Annotated in this window: 17 protein-coding genes, 5 tRNA genes, 1 other RNA gene and 1 pseudogene; 5 read left to right on the forward strand and 19 right to left on the reverse strand. The window is 51.4% G+C overall.

Going from position 1 to position 17,316, the window contains the following annotated elements:
* From AC5E51_RS15395 to AC5E51_RS15440, 10 genes and pseudogenes are all read right to left on the reverse strand, one after another.
* The coding region (locus AC5E51_RS15395; protein ID WP_491778791.1) for a glutamate--tRNA ligase at positions 1-616 on the reverse strand (616 nt) is incomplete at its 3' end.
* 98 nt (positions 617-714) lie between these two features.
* On the reverse strand, positions 715-1,137 hold the full coding sequence (locus tag AC5E51_RS15400) for a CZB domain-containing protein (protein WP_414716434.1): 423 nt from the start codon (positions 1,135-1,137) through the stop codon (positions 715-717).
* Positions 1,132-1,383 (reverse strand): annotated as a pseudogene (locus AC5E51_RS15405) (methyl-accepting chemotaxis protein); the annotation flags it as partial. The gene AC5E51_RS15400 and the pseudogene AC5E51_RS15405, both read right to left, overlap by 6 nt.
* Positions 1,384-1,945: 562 nt before the next feature.
* Entirely contained in the window at positions 1,946-3,034 is a 1,089-nt protein-coding gene (locus tag AC5E51_RS15410) for an AraC family transcriptional regulator (protein WP_301376569.1), read from the reverse strand.
* A gap of 113 nt (positions 3,035-3,147) precedes the next feature.
* The gene (locus tag AC5E51_RS15415) at positions 3,148-3,750 is read right to left on the reverse strand and encodes a hypothetical protein (protein WP_301376568.1); all 603 of its coding nucleotides are present in this window, start codon (positions 3,748-3,750) and stop codon (positions 3,148-3,150) included.
* Between the two features lie 80 nt (positions 3,751-3,830).
* Positions 3,831-5,621, reverse strand: a complete 1,791-nt coding sequence (locus AC5E51_RS15420; protein WP_491778792.1) for a lipase family protein — start codon at positions 5,619-5,621, stop codon at positions 3,831-3,833.
* Positions 5,622-5,796: 175 nt separating this feature from the next.
* Positions 5,797-6,897, reverse strand: coding sequence for an AraC family transcriptional regulator (locus AC5E51_RS15425; protein ID WP_301388302.1), 1,101 nt, complete (start codon positions 6,895-6,897; stop codon positions 5,797-5,799).
* Positions 6,898-7,270: 373 nt separating this feature from the next.
* A non-coding RNA gene (locus tag AC5E51_RS15430) (RtT sRNA) lies at positions 7,271-7,388 on the reverse strand.
* 57 nt (positions 7,389-7,445) lie between these two features.
* Positions 7,446-7,535, reverse strand: a tRNA-Ser gene (locus tag AC5E51_RS15435).
* 178 nt (positions 7,536-7,713) lie between these two features.
* A complete protein-coding gene (locus AC5E51_RS15440) occupies positions 7,714-8,280 on the reverse strand; it encodes a nitroreductase family protein (RefSeq protein ID WP_076517227.1) in 567 nt (188 codons plus the stop codon).
* A gap of 169 nt (positions 8,281-8,449) precedes the next feature.
* Between AC5E51_RS15440 and AC5E51_RS15445 the strand changes: the two genes are divergently transcribed.
* Positions 8,450-9,916, forward strand: a complete 1,467-nt coding sequence (locus AC5E51_RS15445; protein WP_491778793.1) for an adenylate/guanylate cyclase domain-containing protein — start codon at positions 8,450-8,452, stop codon at positions 9,914-9,916.
* Here the strand turns inward: AC5E51_RS15445 and queF are convergent.
* The 3 genes from queF to AC5E51_RS15460 are packed head-to-tail and all read right to left on the reverse strand — an operon-like array spanning position 9,852 to position 12,372.
* Positions 9,852-10,679 (reverse strand): NADPH-dependent 7-cyano-7-deazaguanine reductase QueF, encoded by an 828-nt coding sequence (gene queF / locus AC5E51_RS15450; RefSeq protein WP_491778794.1) that lies wholly within the window; start codon positions 10,677-10,679, stop codon positions 9,852-9,854. The genes AC5E51_RS15445 and queF overlap by 65 nt on opposite strands.
* The gene (locus AC5E51_RS15455) at positions 10,679-11,455 is read right to left on the reverse strand and encodes an ABC transporter permease (RefSeq protein WP_297532585.1); all 777 of its coding nucleotides are present in this window, start codon (positions 11,453-11,455) and stop codon (positions 10,679-10,681) included. The genes queF and AC5E51_RS15455 overlap by 1 nt, the downstream gene beginning before the upstream one ends.
* Positions 11,452-12,372 (reverse strand): ABC transporter ATP-binding protein, encoded by a 921-nt coding sequence (locus tag AC5E51_RS15460; RefSeq protein ID WP_068444217.1) that lies wholly within the window; start codon positions 12,370-12,372, stop codon positions 11,452-11,454. Before AC5E51_RS15460 ends, AC5E51_RS15455 begins: the two co-directional genes overlap by 4 nt.
* Before the next feature lie 26 nt (positions 12,373-12,398).
* Between AC5E51_RS15460 and AC5E51_RS15465 the strand changes: the two genes are divergently transcribed.
* Positions 12,399-12,776, forward strand: a complete 378-nt coding sequence (locus AC5E51_RS15465) for a PA2817 family protein (RefSeq protein ID WP_297532588.1) — start codon at positions 12,399-12,401, stop codon at positions 12,774-12,776.
* 471 nt (positions 12,777-13,247) lie between these two features.
* On the opposite strand, the gene AC5E51_RS15470 is transcribed toward AC5E51_RS15465, so the two are convergent.
* The 4 genes from AC5E51_RS15470 to AC5E51_RS15485 all read right to left on the reverse strand — a co-directional run bounded on the left by AC5E51_RS15470 (position 13,248) and on the right by AC5E51_RS15485 (position 13,702).
* Positions 13,248-13,323: transfer RNA gene (locus tag AC5E51_RS15470), tRNA-Gly, on the reverse strand.
* Positions 13,324-13,325: 2 nt separating this feature from the next.
* Positions 13,326-13,401: transfer RNA gene (locus AC5E51_RS15475), tRNA-Glu, on the reverse strand.
* Between the two features lie 133 nt (positions 13,402-13,534).
* Positions 13,535-13,610: transfer RNA gene (locus AC5E51_RS15480), tRNA-Gly, on the reverse strand.
* Between the two features lie 16 nt (positions 13,611-13,626).
* Positions 13,627-13,702: transfer RNA gene (locus AC5E51_RS15485), tRNA-Glu, on the reverse strand.
* A gap of 112 nt (positions 13,703-13,814) precedes the next feature.
* Here AC5E51_RS15485 and AC5E51_RS15490 point away from each other — a divergent pair.
* A complete protein-coding gene (locus AC5E51_RS15490) occupies positions 13,815-14,561 on the forward strand; it encodes a hypothetical protein (protein WP_273091599.1) in 747 nt (248 codons plus the stop codon).
* 8 nt (positions 14,562-14,569) lie between these two features.
* On the opposite strand, the gene AC5E51_RS15495 is transcribed toward AC5E51_RS15490, so the two are convergent.
* On the reverse strand, positions 14,570-15,052 hold the full coding sequence (locus AC5E51_RS15495; RefSeq protein ID WP_068442424.1) for a glutathione peroxidase: 483 nt from the start codon (positions 15,050-15,052) through the stop codon (positions 14,570-14,572).
* Positions 15,053-15,200: 148 nt separating this feature from the next.
* Positions 15,201-15,605: a peptide-methionine (R)-S-oxide reductase MsrB gene (gene msrB / locus AC5E51_RS15500; RefSeq protein WP_068444211.1), complete on the reverse strand. Its 405-nt coding sequence runs from the start codon at positions 15,603-15,605 to the stop codon at positions 15,201-15,203.
* A gap of 82 nt (positions 15,606-15,687) precedes the next feature.
* On the opposite strand from msrB, the gene AC5E51_RS15505 reads away from it, so the two are divergent.
* The gene (locus AC5E51_RS15505) at positions 15,688-16,902 is read left to right on the forward strand and encodes a pyridoxal phosphate-dependent aminotransferase (protein ID WP_301388836.1); all 1,215 of its coding nucleotides are present in this window, start codon (positions 15,688-15,690) and stop codon (positions 16,900-16,902) included.
* Between the two features lie 23 nt (positions 16,903-16,925).
* Positions 16,926-17,315, forward strand: coding sequence for a hypothetical protein (locus AC5E51_RS15510; RefSeq protein WP_301180977.1), 390 nt, complete (start codon positions 16,926-16,928; stop codon positions 17,313-17,315).
* The last annotated feature ends 1 nt before the right edge of the window (position 17,316 follow it).

Here is a 17,316-nt window from a genome sequence, read left to right on the forward strand (position 1 = left end):
CCATCAGGTGATCATCAACCACGTTGGCCAGGTGGTAGGTTGGCATGCCATCGGATTTCATCAGAATCTGAGCGTCAACTTGAGCCCAGTCCAGTTCAATCTCACCGCGAAGCATGTCTTGAACGACACAAACGCCCTCTTCCGGAACATTCATGCGCACGACGTAAGGCGCGCCTGCTGCTTCACGCTCGTTAACCTCGTTTTCAGGTAACGCGAGGTCAGATACTTTCAGAGCAGTCTGGTTACCGCTTTCCTGTTTCTGCTGGCGCAAGGCATCCAGCTCTTCGGCGGTGCGATAGCACTTGAAGGCCTTACCGCTATCAAGCAGCTTCTGTACGTGTTCTTCATAAATCGCACGGCGCTCACTCTGACGGTAAGGGCCGTAATCGCCACCTACATCAGGACCTTCATCCCAGTCCATGCCAAGCCAACGCAAGCTGTCGAGAATCGCCTGTTCAGATTCAGGGGTACTGCGTACCTGATCGGTATCTTCAATACGCAGGAGAAATTGACCGCCGTGCTGGCGGGCAAATGCGAGATTAAACAGAGCAATGTATGCAGTACCTACATGGGGATCGCCGGTAGGAGACGGCGCGACGCGTGTGCGGACAGTCATGATGGATCTCGGTTAACTCAAAACTGCCGCGATTATAGAGAAATACCGGGTCGATTGCATGACGAATGCGCACGGGACACACATTCGCCAGCACTAGGTCAACGAGCTACCGCTTCCTCAATTTCGGTCAGAGTGGCGATCACTTCGCGACTGGCCGTTTCCATGGCTTCCAGATACCCCAGCATCGCGTCGCGGTTGCCTTCTGAGTGCGCCTTCATGGCCTTAAAGCCGTTCTCGTGTACGCCCTTGTGAGGAGCGTCCAGGCGACGATAAGCATTCAGATGACCGTACTTTTCCCGACCTTCACCCTCTGCATACCACTTACCAAGCCGACACATCGTGTGATCTACCAGAGTCGGCAACTCAACGTCCTGCTCCTGGCTGATCGCAGCATAAACCTGCCCCTTCCAGACAATATGATCCAGTTTCACTGTTTCAAGGAAAGACTCAGCGGATGTACGCTCAAAGCTCTGACAGACCTGCCCGGCAACGTCACCAATCTCATTTATGTGAGATGACACTGTGCCAACCTCATCAGAGAGCACTGCGCCACGCTCCCCAAGCGCTGCAATACCTCGTGCAACCCGATCAACTTCACCACCAATCGTAGAAATAAGTGCATCAATCTCTGCTGTCGCGTCGGCTGTGCGCTGCGCCAGCGTGCGCACTTCATCTGCAACAACGGCAAAGCCCCGCCCTTGTTCACCTGCCCTCGCCGCCTCGATTGCTGCATTAAGCGCTAGCAGATTCGTCTGTTCAGAAATACCCTTAATGAGACTGACGAAGTCCTCAATGCCGGACGCCACAGACTTTAAGCCGCCTACCGCAGTAGACGCCTCTTGCGATTCATTCTGAATAATATCCAAAGATTCAGTTAACTTACCGAGTGTTAAAGAGATCTCTCCAACCCGAGCGAGAGAAGCCTGCACACTATCATTCTCATCCCGCAGACGTGTTGCAGAGCCAGCCATAGTATTGCGGATACTGTCGATGGCATCCGTCGAACTGAACCAAAGCGACTGCAGATCCTTAACGTACTGATACTGCGTCAACCCGAATTCACAGCGCATCTCAGCCACGATTTTCACCTTGTGCAGAAGCTCATTCTCCTGCTCAAGTTTATGGATATGATCGTTGCACTCTGCAGTAGGGATGGTTTCTACGGCTTTCTTCTGGGATCGAAAGAACACTGGACGGCTCCGCATACATAATTATTTACAACCATTAGCGACAATTTTTTCAGACGACGTCGCTCGTATAAGGTTAGTAAAGAAAACGCACAGCGCCAGCCCGATTGACGCATTTAAGCGCGTCAGAGAACAACAACCGCTAGGCCTTTTTGATAAAGGCTGATGGGCTCTCTCCCGTCCAGCGCTTAAAAGCCCGACTGAACGCCTGGGTTGTACTGAAGCCGAGCAACTCGGACAACTCACCCACAGACTGACCTCCACGAGCAAAGTAGCCTCGTGCAAAACGCTCACGGATTACATCCAGCTCTTTTTGGTAGGTAGTGCCACTTTCTGCGAGACGCCTTCTGAAGGTACGACTACTCATACCCAACTCACCCGCGGCGCGCTCAAGCGAAGGTAATGCTCCGTACGAGCGCACAAGAAAGTGCCTCAAGCGCAGGGGCAGAAACTGCATCGCTTTCGTTGGAATCCGCTGAAAGAGAGTTTTTTCTGCAGTCATCGCCAACAATCGATTGGCCAGAGGCAACTCAAAGTCGGCACTGCTCGCCTTACGGATGATTCTGGTCTGAGCGCAGGAAAAACGCACAGGGCAACGAAAATAGCGACGGTAAATATGCCCCCAGGCTGGCTCCGGGTAACTGAACTCAATAGCTACTGGCTCAAGTTCGGGGTCGCGCCCGACAAGGTCACAGACGATGTTGTAAAAGCTGATACTGTTCAGCTCCATAAAGTAATGGGTGTAGGGAGAAAGGGAGACGTTCTCATCGATTGCCAGCCAGACCAATCCGTCAGCCTCGTGAACTGACATATCCAGGGCTGGGAACAGCTCCCGGCATAAGCGCGCTGTTGTCTGACTACATTCTTTCAGAGTCGGCTGGGTAATGCTCATCAGGCCCGCGTATCCATGATGGGACACCGTCATGATATTTCCGATGAAAAGCCCCAGATACGGCATGCGCATATGTTCAATGGACTGCTCTACCAGACCAAGTACCTGCCGGGTGGAGATATATCGACCAGCGACATTTCCCTCGCTGAGGTCGACACCGATCTTACGGAACATTTCATTGTGATCGAGCCCCATAGAGACCTGCATCAACTTATTCAGCTGCACAGCACGGGCGTCTTCGTCCTGTTCATTAACACCCAGGTCAAGATCAGGTTTCTGAGCGATATTAAAGTACGTCAGTATGTGCCCGAGAGGGATGCAGGGAGTATCCAGGTCCATAAATGTTCCAGATGAATTTTATGGACCTGAAAGTATCAATAGCCAGAAGGCAGATCAACGCCAACCGAAAATTAGAGTGACTGGCTGAGTGCTTAAATGCTCAACGGGCCAGATTAAGACGCTTTAATGCTGAACTCCGCACCTATGCGGCGGGCCTCTTCAGCCGCCCTGTCGCGGATATCGCGGTCATCAGAATAGATCTGAGAGATCAATTTCAACTGGATCGATTGCGCTTTTTCTACCGACATTTCCTGATTCTCGATGCGCTTCGGCAATTGAGCCAACACCGCCTCAATCAGCACTTTGCGCTCTTCTGCGTCGGAAGTTCGATCCAGAGCCTCCAGTTGCTTGTTAAACCGCAACAGATTAACCAGACGAAGAAGCTCTGCTTGTGGATCAGTCTTCTGGTCAGCAACCGCCTGAAGCATCATCCACTCCGCCGGTGAGACGAAATCAGGCCGACCTTCAATGCGGTTCAGCTCACCGACACTGGTAGCGGCTTCTTTTGCTGAGTTAAGCGCGTCTTTCTGCATCTGGATCAGTAGATTGGGCGTCATCGCAGCAAGCTCTTCACGCGTATACTCCACAGATTGGGATATAGCCTGAGAGTGCTGAGGTTCTACTGACGTCTTCAATACCTGTATCCCATCAAAGCCAGAGTAGTAAGCGAGCCCGCCAATGGCGATAACACCTGTCACAATCGCTGTCTTAAACATAATCTGCACCTTATAAATTCTGAGAAAAATGCCAGGAACGGAGTTTCCTCTGTTCCTGGCCAAGGAGCCCATCAGGCTATTTACAGACGCTCTGGCGCCGGAGGTACAAGACGGAAGCTATATTCCTGACCTGGGCCAGCCACCAGGCTGTTGAACAGCGCTGTCATCCAGCCACACTCAAGTTCCGAGAACTCGGTTTCACCCTCGAACACAATGCCACCCGCACCGAATTCGGCAATTGGGCCTTCCCAGGCGAGATTGAAGTTCGCAGGTTCAATGGTTTTACAGTTGAACGGTAGCTTCAGCCAACCGAACCCCGCAGCGTTAATAAGAACATTTGCCTGAGTCGAACCATTGATTGCCAGTATACCGTCGCGGCTCAGGCGGTTTGTCGCTTCGATCTGACCAACAGGTTCAACCGACAGCGCGACATCAAGGTTCACCAGGATATTCAGCTCTGCATCAAAGTCTGGAACGTACAGGTCGCCGACCAGGCTTTCATCGGTGATGTTTGCATCTGCAGTGATTGAGGTGTCTTCAGGAAGCTCAACGGTCTGATTCAGTGTCGCCAGGTGCAGCTCTGCATCCAGGTTCCACTCATCCAGAGTCACGATGAAATCGCCACCGCCCGGATTAGCATTTGATACTGGATCAGCAGCAAAGCTGTAACAGCTGTTACGTGGGTTCTGCCCAGCAAAACGTTCATCGAGCCAGGTCAGAACGGTTGGAGCCGCCTGGAACAGAGTGACGATATGCTCACTCGGATAAACATCGTAGGTCACCTTGTCGAAGCGACGGCAGTAATCTTTTTTCAGCTCCACACTCTGCTCAATCGGGATAAATTCATCTGCAGTACCGTGATAAAGCAGGACAGGAACATCCGCACCTTCACCACCCAGATTCTGCTCATTAATGCGCTGGCCGATAGAAGGCACCATCAACAGCTCATCAAGATCTTTGTTGCCAACGGTGTAAGAGCTGAGAGATTCATTCATATAGTCGAACAGGAACTCAAAAGTACACTTGTTTTTATAGTCAGCGATGGCCGCTTTACCGTTCGCACTGGCAAGCTGATCGACCGGGATATCATCCGGATATTGCTCGGCAAGACCAATGATCCCCCCAAGAAGGAAGGATGCACCTGTACTGCCATTCAGATAATCAGCAACCACGGGGAAGTCAGCCGGAGTACCACCTGATGCAACACCTACCAGATCAAGTTCTGGTGCATAGTCGTCTGCAATCTGACCGACCCATGCAGCAGTCTGCCCGCCCTGAGAGAAGCCCCAAACAGCAGCAGGCGCTTCAGCATCTATCCCTGCACGAGGAATCTGAGAGGCGGCACGGAAAATATCCAGTGCGGCGTGCGCCTGCGACTCACCGGCCAGATAGGTAGGTGTAGCACCCGTGGTATAGCCCTGATAGTCAGTTACCAGTACCGCATACCCCTTCTCGAGTGCTGCGCGGATATTACGGATTTCGTAATCGCTACCGGCCTGTAGTTGCAAGGACGGAGCGCAAGACTGGTCCAGACCATGTGTACCCACGGCATAACTCAGCGTTGGGCGCTCACCCGCACCACTCCACTCATTGCTTGAAATTAAAACAGTACCAGTAACTGCGTTCTCGGCACCGAGTGAGTCAGTAGAGCGGTACATAACGTTGTATGCTTTAGCCAGCGGGGCCCCAGCACCGAGATTTACGCTCGCATCGCGATACCAGATCAGGTCTCCGTTCTGGTTGGTATTGATTGATGGAATATCGTAGAAGTCCATTCCGGACGGACCTTCTACTGCCGCATGTGCGGCGACCGGAGTTAGCAGAGCTGCGCTCAGAGCAAGGGCGCCGGCCTTCAGTTTGAAGTCAGACATGGTAGATCACCTTTATTGTTTCGTTATTTTTATAACGGACGGATGTTTCCGAACCTGTGATCTACCTTACGCCCCAATTATGTGACTGTGCTCGCAATTGTCGGACAGTGATCGGTCTGAAATGGCCACTGCCAAACGGTGTTTTCGGCCACCTTGAACCGATGGCCACTTAACGTCAGGTTCTGGCCATAATTGACGCCATGTACTCTTTGGGAGACATGTTTGTCCAACGGCGAAAGGCCTTTGCAAAAGCAGAAGAATCAGCAAAACCAAGCAAATGGGCGAGCTCGGTTACAGAGTCGCCACCGCGAGCAAAATACTCACGGGCAAATTTCTGTCGTACAAAATCCAGCTCCTGCTGATAAGACGTACCGTCATCTTTTAACTTACGCCGCATAGTACGGCCACTCATACCCAATTCGCTGGCCGCATTCTCCAGGGATGGGAAAGCACCGTAATAACGAATAAGTAATCGCCTCAACCGTAACGGCAGATACTTCATTGCCTTTGTCGGGATATTTTCGAATAGCGACTTTTCAGCCGTCATTGCCATCAGACGATTCGCAAGAGGCAACTCATGGTTTGCCAACATCGACTTACCGATGATACGAGACTGATGACAACCGAAAACAACCGGGCATTTAAAGTAACGTCGGTAAATGTGACCCCACCCCGGCTCCGGGTAACCGATCTCCACGCGGACCGGCATCAGGTCCGGATCATTAGCCACAAGATCGCGGAAGATGTTGTAAAAACTCACCAGATTCAGCTCAACAAAGAAGTGCGAGTAAGGATCCAGCGGAATGTTCTCGTCGATGGCAAACCACCCTTCCTCACCATCAATAGTGACACTCATTTCCAGAGGCGGAAATAATTCACGGCAAAACCGCACCACCGCTTGCCCGCAATCCCACAGCGTAGGCTGAGTTACAGCAGCCAGGCCGGCCATACCATGGTGTGACACTGTCATCAGATTACCCATCGCCAGACCGATATAGGGCATCTTCAAAGCGTCCATTATCTGCTCAACGAGATTAAGAACCTGCCGAGCAGAAACGAACATACCTACGCCGTCTTCTTCGCCAAGATCGATGCCTGCGCGCGCATACATGTCTGCAGGCTCCAGGCCGGTAATTGACCGCATCAGCTCATCGGGATTATCAGGAATGATGCCCGTGCGCTTCATCAGCCAGTCAGCATCAACCTCGATCGATTTCTTCAGATTGAAATAGGTCTGTATGTGGCCCAAAGGTATACACTTAGTGTCTAGATCCATAGCTCGCACCGCGCTGTTGTTATTTTATGTCGCGCAAATTGGGCAAACAGGATACACCTCGCGCTGAATTGGCAGCAATGCGCACAAGGCCTTTTTTGACCGCAATGGCCACAATCAACCGAAAAACTTCCTACCAGAAACGCTGAAAATTCAGCAATGACGTCGTATAACTCGATTGTGATCTCAAATGACTGGCCGGATTAAGCCTGATCGAAGGGCAATAAAAAACCCGGCCAATTGACCGGGTTCTTCGAATTAGTGGCCGGGCCGAGAAAGTGGAGGGTTCTCACCCTCCTACCGCCGCCTCTAGCAATAACGTTTGGGCATAAAAAAACCGCGAACTTCTGCAAGAACACGGTTTTTTCAGAATTAGTGGCGGTGAGGGAGGGATGACTTGCGCCCTTCGGGCCGTCGTCGCAAGCTCCGACGTTGTCTCACTGCGTTCGACTCGAACCTGCGAGGGTTCTCACCCTGCCCTCACTGATCACTGGCAACCTGAACGCCAGCCAATAAAAAACCCGGCCAATTGACCGGGTTTTTAGAATTAGTGGCGGTGAGGGAGGGATTCGAACCCTCGATAGGGATAAACCTATACACGCTTTCCAGGCGTGCTCCTTCAGCCACTCGGACACCTCACCTTGTTTGTCTACGTTACCCCATATAAAGGGGCTGTAAGTCGCACTCTACCGTGCTCGTTACCGTCGTCGTAAACTCCGACATTCTTTGCGAGTCAGTCACCAGGACGCCTCACCAGCGCCGCGCACTATACGCATGGCACCGTATGAGGTCAACCTTTATAGGCTAATGCCTTGTTTTTTAACTGGTTTCGCCAGTCCAGGCAGTAACATACTCAGACAGTTCGACGTCGGGGACAGGTTTAGGTGTCGTATTGATGTGGCCAACATACAGGAAGGCTGTAATGACATCATCACGATTCAAGCCCAATGCTTTCCGAACGCCCTCGCACTCAGCCATGGCCCCCGTCCGCCATATGGCTCCCAGCCCCATTGCATACGCGGCGTTCAGCATATTCTGTACGCCCGCTCCCGTAGAGAGCAGCTGCTCATCGCGAGGCACTTTAGGGTGTTCTTCCAGATGTGTAATGCCAACGATCACCAGAGGCGCTCGCAACAGCATATTTTTGATCTTTTTGGCCTTCTCCGGCGAAAGGACTTCACGGCCAGCCTGGTACTTGTAGAAAATCTTACCCAGCTCTTCTCTCGCCTCACCTTCGATGGTCAGGTACCGGCTTGGCCTCATCCAGGCGTGGTCAGGCGCGCGCAGAGCGGCCTTAAAAAGTATCTCTTTTTGCTCTTGAGTGATGTCAGGTCCGGTGAGCTGTGCCACCGACACCCGCTCGGTAATCGCTCTAATTGCGTCCATCAGGGCTCCAATGTATCATTACAGGCCATGCGTACTAATTTACGCAGTATTGTTACAAATGGGTCAGGGTCTTGCCGTGTAGTCAGAATGTCTATATAAGTATGACTAAGGCAAAGTTATTAGTTCCGCCCCGCTCCGCCACATAATAATAAACAATCGGTGAAGTTACATGTCGAGTTCGCAGGCCCAGGCGCAGTTCCACGAAACGACGCTACCAAAACAAGATTATGTCGCACGGATCTTCGGTTACGCGGTAGCCGCCGTCAGTGTCTACACAGGCATACACTTTGGTTATTTCCCCGAGAGCAGCGATGGTATAGCGCTGTTCGCGCTGCTTTACCCTCATCTGGTTTACTTCGCGAGCGGGCCATTCCGACGTCGGAAAGCATACACGACACGTCAGTTCCTGATTCATGGCGATGCTCTTCTTTGCGGTATTTTTCTCGGGCTTATCAACTTCCCGATAGAGATCGTTGTGCTCTTCGCAGTGATGATAAACACCAGTTTTATCGTCGTGGGCAGCCTGACAGCCTGGGCATTCTGTATTATTTCACTGGTATCCGGTGCCGGTGCCGCATACCTGCTAACAGGCTACACACAGCCTGCCCCAGTTCCTTATGAAGTCTTTGTCGCGACGGCAGCCGGTGTCGGCTTCCACTTAGCCCTGACAGCACACAACAGTTACCGCCAGGCACGTGACCTGATGCGATTAAAGATGAAGTTTCAGGGGCAGGTTGAACGCTTTCAGGCGCTCTCTCATCAGGTATCGAAGTATGTGGCGCCGCAGATATGGGAATCTATTTTTTCCGGCCGCCGCCAGGTTCGCCTCGAAACTCAGCGTAAAAAGCTGGTGGTTTTCTTCTCTGATATCGTCGGTTTTTCTGCCCTGTCTGAGCAGATGGAAGCGGAGTCCTTCACCGACCTCCTCAACACCTACCTAACCGACATGTCTCACATCGCGCTCAAGTACGGCGGCACCATCGATAAGTTTATTGGCGATGGCATTATGATTTTCTTTGGCGACCCGAAAACCAAGGGCACTAAGCGCGACGCCCTGGCCTGCGTTTCTATGGCAATTGAAATGCGTAACCATATGGAAGTTCTTCGCCAGCGCTGGGCAGATCAAGGCATTTCGGCCCCTCTCCAGATTCGTATGGGCATTAGTACCGGGTACTGTACCGTCGGTAACTTTGGAACCGAGAGCCGGATGGACTACACCATCATTGGAAAGGAAGTGAACCTGGCTTCACGCCTTGAAACCGAAGCAACGCCGGGTGAGATTCTGGTGTCCCAGGATACCTACACCCTGATCCGCGATAAGATTGATTGCCGCAGCCGCGGTAACGCCATCGTAAAAGGATTCCGGGACCCAATTCCTACCTTTGAAGTACGTGACTACCGCAGTCAGGACGACTCGAATGAACGTCAGTTTATTCAGGAGTCGGAGGGTTTCAGCCTCCGCCTCGATCGCGATCAGATGACCGAAGCGGAACGTTTGAAAGCCGCAGAAACCTTAGAGAAAGCCGCTCGACGTCTGCGGATAAACCACAACGCAGACGCCAGTGACGTTACTACTGACGCTGTAACCGAAAGTTCAACGCTTCGAAAGTTTCCTCTGTCGTCCGGAATGGATTGATATCCAACCCACCCCGGCGAACGTAACGGGCATACACCGTCAGACTCTCTGGCGCACAACGCTGTTGTATATCCCGGAATGTTCGTTCAACACACTGCTCGTGAAAATCCTGATGCTGGCGCAAAGAAACCAGATACGCGAGCAAAGACGCTTTATCAATCTCCTGCCCCTTGTACTGAATATACACTGAGCCCCAGTCCGGCTGACCCGTCACTGGGCAATTTGATTTCAGCAAGTGGCTGCAGATCCATCCATCGAACTGACTGTTTGGAACCACTTTCAGAAGCTCCGGCGACGGTGTGTATGAAGAAATATCGACATCGACATCGTCTATGCACAAAGCATCAGGAGCGGCGGGATAGGCGTAATCCATTCCGTGGAAGGCAACCGTTACGGCTCCTCCAGCAGCGAGAGACAAGTCCCGCTCCATCACCGCTTTAACATCAGACTCGTTTTCAAATCGAGTCTGATTAAAGGAGTTGAGGTACAACTTGAACGACTTCGACTCAACAAGGAATGGGCTATCAGAAGGGACTCGAAATTCCGCAACGCAAACGACGGGTTTTCCGTTAGGCGTTAGCCAGGACACCTCATAGCCATTCCAGATATCAACGCCATAAAAGGTAATCGCAGAACGGTCATCGCCTGATGCTTCCCAGCTTTCATTGCGATCAATAGGAAACAACAACCCTGCGTCGTACTGCTCAGGATATTCGGATGTTTTGCCAAGCGGGTTGGTCTCGCTGTGTACTGATCCCATCATTATTGCCTCATGCCTGTACCGCGTCGCAGCAACCAGATGCTGTAACTACCCAAAATAAGAATAAACAAAGCCAGCATCCCAAAGGCGGCGTACACATTAATATCCGTCACACCCAACACACCGTAGCGGAAGGTATTTACCATGTAGAGAATCGGATTCAGCTTGGATACATCCTGCCAGAAATCAGGAAGCAGACTGATGGAATAAAACACACCACCGAGATAGGTCAGTGGCGTAATAATAAAAGTAGGAACGATCGCGATATCATCAAACTTGGTCGCAAAAACCGCGTTAATAAAACCGCCTAATGAAAACAGAATCGCCGATAAAAGAACAACGCCAACCATGACTCCGACGTGATGCACCTGAAGATCCGTAAAGTACAGCGACAGCAGAGTAACAATCACCCCCGTCGCCACGCCTCGCGCCACACCACCGGCAACAAATCCGAGTAGAATGGTTACCGGATACACAGGTGCGACCATCATTTCTTCAATGCTGCGCTGGAATTTATTACTGAAGAAAGACGAAGAAACGTTGCCATAAGCATTGGTGATAACGCTCATCATGATCAGGCCAGGTACGATATAGGCCATGTAATCAACACCGCCCATCTCACCGATCCGGCTGCCAATCAGATTGCCGAAAATAATAAAATACAACGTCATTGTGATCGCTGGCGGCAATAACGTCTGCTGCCAGATTCTCATAAAACGACGGACTTCTTTGGTCACAATCGTCTGGAATGCAACCCACTGAACGCGCATCGGGCTCATGAATTACTCTCCCGTACCAGGTTCACAAACAACTCCTCAAGGCGGTTAGACTTGGTTCTCATGCTGCGGACCTCAAGGCCTTTTTCTGTGAGCATGGTAAATATCCGGTTAATGCTCTGCCCTTTTTCCACCGTAACTTCGAGCGTCTCATCAGCCGGTGAAGAAAACTCAAAACCCTCAAGCGAAAAACCATCCGGCAAAGACTCGCACAGATCAAAAACAAAGGTTTCAGTCGTCAACTGGCTCAACAGTTCACGTTTGCTGGTGCACTGAACGATTTCACCTTTATTAATAATCGCGATATTCCGGCACAACTGCTCTGCTTCTTCGAGATAGTGTGTCGTCAGGATAATGGTTGTCCCCTTTTTATTGAGGTCTTCCATGAACTCCCACATAGAGCGGCGCAGTTCAATATCAACACCGGCAGTAGGTTCATCAAGAATCAATACGTCCGGCTTATGCACCAGCGCACGAGCAATCATCAGGCGACGTTTCATACCACCAGAGAGCATGCGTGACGGCGTATCCCGCTTCTCCCAGAGGTCCAGAGCTTTCAGCAGTTCTTCGGCGTTCGCACGGGCTTCTGAAGGCTTCAGCCCGAAATAACCGGCCTGAGTCACAACGATGTCGTAGACTTTCTCGAACTGATTGAAGTTAAACTCCTGAGGCACAACCCCCAGGGAGCGACGCGCCTGAAAGGCATCACCGTTAACGTCGTGCCCCATAACATAGGCACTGCCAGAACTCTTCTGAACCAGGCCAGATACAATGCCCAGAGTCGTCGACTTGCCAGCTCCGTTGGGGCCAAGCAAGGCAAAGAAATCCCCTTTGGCAACTTCAAGCGTGATACCCTTCAGGGCCTCGAAACCGTTGCCGTATACCTTGGAAAGGTTTTCAACCGCCAGGGCTGCAACCATAAACTGAATACCTTCTGAGATAGAAAATGAATAACCGACTGAAATACCACCTCGAACTGCTGAACGAAACGCTTTCTCGTATCGAAAAGGCCGCAGCAAACGAGTCAGGGGTCATAGATGCCGACATTCTACAACAATTCCGTGACGTTATTGATCAGCTCACAGAACACAGGGATTCAGCCTACGACGCCGGGCAGGATCTGTTCAGCAAAATTGGCACACACCAACCACAATTAATGCCCGCCGTAGACCGCGCGCTGCTGTGGTTCTTTGGTGGAGAGTGCATGCACTTTCTCAGCGATGAAGAAATTACACGCTTTCAGCATCTCGATGAAATGGCAGCAGAGGCCGAAGCTGAAGGCAAAGAATACGACTACCGCTCTGCGGGGCGCAGCCTGCACTGATTCTTAGCAATCAGATTACGTATAGAAGGCATTGCACACGTTACTCAGGGATACGCCGTAAATACGTCCCTGTAGGCTCGGGTGCCGTATCCCCTCGGCACACGGTCCCCGAGCAACGCGCACAATACCTTTATCTCGCGCAATCAAATCGCACGCAATAAAAAAGCCGGCTCATTTCTGAACCGGCTTTTTAAAATTTGGAGCGGGATTAAATCGTCAGGAACGATTTAACGCGAGCGCAGCGAGTCCGAAGGACGTGCACATGGATGTGCAACGCAAAGAGGCGTAGCCGACTGAACCGCGTAAAATGAAAAACCCCCTGCACTTACGTGCAGAGGGTTTTGAATTTGGAGCGGGAAAGGAGGCCGATCGGACTGGCGCCCCAGCTCACGACCTCGGTCGGGAGTTGAGCCTCCATAATCTCAGAGCAATAAAAAAGCCGGCTCATTTCTGAACCGGCTTTTTAAAATTTGGAGCGGGAAAGGAGGCTCGAACTCCCGACCCCAACCTTGGCAAGGTTGTGCTCTACCAACTGAGCTATTCCCGCAATGGCATCCCCAAGGGGATTCGAACCCCTGTTACCGCCGTGAAAGGGCGGTGTCCTAGGCCTCTAGACGATGGGGACACATCGTTTAAGTGCACTGCATTCTAACTCCATCTCGTTGATTTGCAAGAACTTTTTTCAACAAGATGTTTGCTAACTGCCTAATTGCAAAACACCGATCCTGATTCAGCGTCATGCCACTTTCGTGTGAAATTGGAGCGGGAAAGGAGGCTCGAACTCCCGACCCCAACCTTGGCAAGGTTGTGCTCTACCAACTGAGCTATTCCCGCATTTCACACTTGAAAATGGCATCCCCAAGGGGATTCGAACCCCTGTTACCGCCGTGAAAGGGCGGTGTCCTAGGCCTCTAGACGATGGGGACGTCTCAATCAAGGAGCGCGCATTCTATGTACGTTCGTGGGAAGCGTCAATACCTGTAAAGCAAAAAATTTGTCCTATACTGAGAAAACAGCCCTACTCCCAGGAAACGTCCAATGGACAGTACAACGATGATCGCAGTCGCTATCGTCACCGGCATAATTGCCATAGCTGTGGTGACGGTAAAGAAGTGGCTTGATCAGTACCGACTAGAACAGATGCGCAAATCTGTTGAACATATTGATTCCATCAACATGACAAGTAACGTGGGTAGCAGCCTGCGCCCATGGTTATCAATCGAAGCACTACGCGCACTGGCCGAACTGACGGATTTCCACGCACAACAGGTGAATACTAAGTTCATCACCATGCCGCCACGCACCTCTAAAGCATTAGACCAGGCTGAAGAGTGGCGAAATAACGCACCGCCACCCTCTCCGTCCCCGCTCCCGACACAACCTAAGCAAGCAAAAGAATTGCGCGACTCACTGATGGACTACCTTGAGCTGATAAAAAGTGGTCACAAAGAACACGTAATTCCCACAGAATCCGCGCGAGAACGCATAAGAGAAGCGACCGTCCTGAACGCCCGGATCTGCGCCAACACCTATCAGGCTCGCGCTAAACAGTCACTCGCGCAGAATGCTCCCAACCAGGCGCTGCACTTTCTGAAACGCGCCGAGAAAACCATACGAAACATAAAAGACCTGCCTCAAGACCTTATGACAGAACTCGATGCTCTGGTCGAGGCCATTGATGAACTTGAACAACATCGAGCCAGCTCTGGCCCCACCCGATTGGCAGAAGGCGCTGAAGAGCTGGCGGAAGCAGAAGAGTCCTGGAAGAAGAAAACCTTTGATTAAGGCTGGGATCAGGCTTCCAGCGCTTTAAGAATATCGGCTTTCAGAGACTCTGGCGTCGTTGTCGGTGCGTAGCGGTCAATCACCTTTCCATCACGCCCCACCAGAAACTTAGTGAAGTTCCACTTAATACCTTTCGTCCCCATCACGCCTGGCGCTGCGGACTTCAGCTCGTCATAGATAGGCGCAGCATCACTGCCGTTCACATCAATCTTGCTGAACATCGGAAAACTAACACCGTAGTTTTTCTGACAGAACGCACCAATATCATCCGCGCTGCCGGGTTCCTGCTTACCAAACTGATTGCATGGAAAGCCGAGAATTACCAATCCTTTGTCTTTCAGGTCCTGGTATAAAGTCTCAAGACCATCATATTGTGGCGTAAAACCGCACTTACTCGCAGTGTTCACGATAAGTACAACCTTGCCTTCATATTCACTGAGGTCCTGATCTTTGCCGTTTAACAGGGGCATGGTGTAATCAAGTACCGACATTAGGAACTCCATCCGTTAATTTTAAAGCGCTTAAAGTAAACATCAGCCCTTACAGCCGCAAGTGCCGAATGGGCCCAAACCTGTGTGCATTTGGCCCCTGGTGACTAGTAAAAGACCATTAGACTAGTAGAAGACCATTAAGTGATCATCAGCCGTTGTCGTCTTTCGCCTCAAACGTCAGCGCGGCAGAATTAATGCAATAACGCAGACCCGTCGGTGCCGGGCCATCGGTAAATACATGACCGAGGTGCGCATCACAGTGTTTGCAGACAACCTCAGTTCTTACCATAAAGTGACTCGTGTCGCTGCGCTCTTCTATATTCTCTTCATCTGCTGGCAGGCTGAAACTTGGCCAGCCACAACCTGAATCAAACTTATCCTGCGACAGAAAGAGCGGCTCACCACAACACACACAGTTGTAGGTACCCTCTTGCGAGAAATCGTAATACTGGCCAGTAAACGGTCTTTCTGTTCCTGCTTCCCGGGTAACCCGGTATGACTCAGCACTTAACTGCTGACGCCACTCGTCTTCACTCTTGCTAATTTTTTTCATTCTTTGAACCACTTTCCGATAGAGCATGGTAAGAGTATGATTAATCACTTAAATTCAGTTCCGATACAGGCGGCAAAGTTCCATGGAAATCCTCAAATCCAACAAACTGGCAAACGTGTTCTACGACATACGCGGACCAGTGCTGGATGCCGCCAAGCGCATGGAAGAAGAAGGCCATCGAATTCTGAAGCTGAACATCGGCAATCCGAAACCATTCGGGCTCGATGCGCCTGAGGAAATTATCCAGGACGTCATCTACAACTTGCCAGATTCTGAGGGTTATTGCGACTCCAAAGGGCTTTTCTCTGCGCGAAAAGCCATCATGCAATATACGCAGCAGAAGAAGATCCCTAACGTCGGCCTCGAAGACATCATCATCGGCAATGGCGTCAGCGAGCTGATCGTTATGTGTATGCAGGGTCTGCTCAATAATGGTGACGAGGTTCTGGTTCCAGCACCTGACTACCCACTCTGGACGGGCGCTGTCAGCCTGGCAGGTGGCAAGGCTGTTCACTATTTGTGCGACGAGCAGTCTGACTGGTACCCGGATCTTGATGATATTCGCAACAAGGTGACCGACCGCACCCGTGCAATGGTCATCATCAACCCGAACAACCCGACCGGTGCCGTATACCCGGATGAAATCCTGGAAGGCATGCTGCAGATTGCCCGCGAAAACAACCTGATTGTTTTCTCGGACGAGATCTACGACAAGATTCTGTTTGACGGTGTCACGCACACCTCAACCGCATCACTTGCTGACGACCTGCTGATTATTACTTTCAACGGGCTGTCTAAGAACTACCGCCTGGCAGGCTTCCGCTCTGGCTGGATGATCATCAGCGGCGCCAAGCACAAAGCGCGGGATTATATTCAGGGTCTTGAGATGCTGGCGACGATGAGACTCTGCGCCAACGTGCCTTCCATGCATGCTATTCAGACCGCACTGGGTGGCTATCAGAGTATTTTTGATCTGGTCAATGGCGACGGCCGTATTGTTCAGCAGCGCGATATTGCGTACGAAATGCTGAATGACATTCCCGGCGTGAGCTGTGTTAAACCCAAAGGCGCTCTGTACTGCTTCCCGAAGGTCGACACCAAAAAGTTCAACATACGTAACGACGAACGCATGGTTCTGGATTTACTTGAACAGCAGAAAATTCTGCTCGTGCATGGTACGGCCTTTAACTGGCCAGATCCGGATCACTTCCGCGTGGTATTCCTGCCAAGGCCAGAAGATCTGACCGCAGCGATGCAGCGTATGAAGCAATTCTTCGAAACCTATCAGCAGCTCTGATCCGACCAAAGGCCCGCACGCCAATGCTCGACGTTCATATTGATGATTTCTTTCGTGATGTTGCTGTCACCCTGCTCACAGGGTTACAGCAATTTCCGGCCCCAAGAACCCTCTTTGTAGAAGACGTGTGCGGGCCGGATGAGATGGACGAGTTCGGCCTTCACTCACCCCGCCACTTAGCAGCGCTGGGCGCAATTCAGTGGCTTCGCGACGAGGAATACGTCCGCTTCGGAATCGTTGACCGGCAGGAATCTGTCGATGATTTCGTACTGAGCAGCAAAGCATTCACCCGATTGCTGCGTCAGCCAGACGAAAGCGACGAACCATTGTTCCGTCGCCTCCACAGTGCCGTTCAGGAAAGTGATTCTGAATTAATACGGAGACTGCTTCGGGAAGAATTTCTCGAAGCATAAT

This window comes from Thalassolituus sp. (assembly GCF_984348125.1).

Coding starts and splice junctions, on each gene's coding strand:
- AC5E51_RS15505 (WP_301388836.1), top strand. CDS start 15,688: ATGGAAATCCTCAAATCCAACAAACTGGCAAACGTGTTCTACGACATA.
- AC5E51_RS15465 (WP_297532588.1), top strand. CDS start 12,399: ATGAATAACCGACTGAAATACCACCTCGAACTGCTGAACGAAACGCTT.
- AC5E51_RS15495 (WP_068442424.1), bottom strand. CDS start 15,052: ATGTCGGTACTTGATTACACCATGCCCCTGTTAAACGGCAAAGATCAG.
- AC5E51_RS15510 (WP_301180977.1), top strand. CDS start 16,926: ATGCTCGACGTTCATATTGATGATTTCTTTCGTGATGTTGCTGTCACC.
- msrB (WP_068444211.1), bottom strand. CDS start 15,605: ATGAAAAAAATTAGCAAGAGTGAAGACGAGTGGCGTCAGCAGTTAAGT.
- AC5E51_RS15440 (WP_076517227.1), bottom strand. CDS start 8,280: ATGGACGCAATTAGAGCGATTACCGAGCGGGTGTCGGTGGCACAGCTC.
- queF (WP_491778794.1), bottom strand. CDS start 10,679: ATGATGGGATCAGTACACAGCGAGACCAACCCGCTTGGCAAAACATCC.
- AC5E51_RS15455 (WP_297532585.1), bottom strand. CDS start 11,455: ATGAGCCCGATGCGCGTTCAGTGGGTTGCATTCCAGACGATTGTGACC.
- AC5E51_RS15445 (WP_491778793.1), top strand. CDS start 8,450: ATGTCGAGTTCGCAGGCCCAGGCGCAGTTCCACGAAACGACGCTACCA.
- AC5E51_RS15460 (WP_068444217.1), bottom strand. CDS start 12,372: ATGGTTGCAGCCCTGGCGGTTGAAAACCTTTCCAAGGTATACGGCAAC.
- AC5E51_RS15420 (WP_491778792.1), bottom strand. CDS start 5,621: ATGTCTGACTTCAAACTGAAGGCCGGCGCCCTTGCTCTGAGCGCAGCT.
- AC5E51_RS15425 (WP_301388302.1), bottom strand. CDS start 6,897: ATGGATCTAGACACTAAGTGTATACCTTTGGGCCACATACAGACCTAT.
- AC5E51_RS15490 (WP_273091599.1), top strand. CDS start 13,815: ATGGACAGTACAACGATGATCGCAGTCGCTATCGTCACCGGCATAATT.
- AC5E51_RS15410 (WP_301376569.1), bottom strand. CDS start 3,034: ATGGACCTGGATACTCCCTGCATCCCTCTCGGGCACATACTGACGTAC.
- AC5E51_RS15415 (WP_301376568.1), bottom strand. CDS start 3,750: ATGTTTAAGACAGCGATTGTGACAGGTGTTATCGCCATTGGCGGGCTC.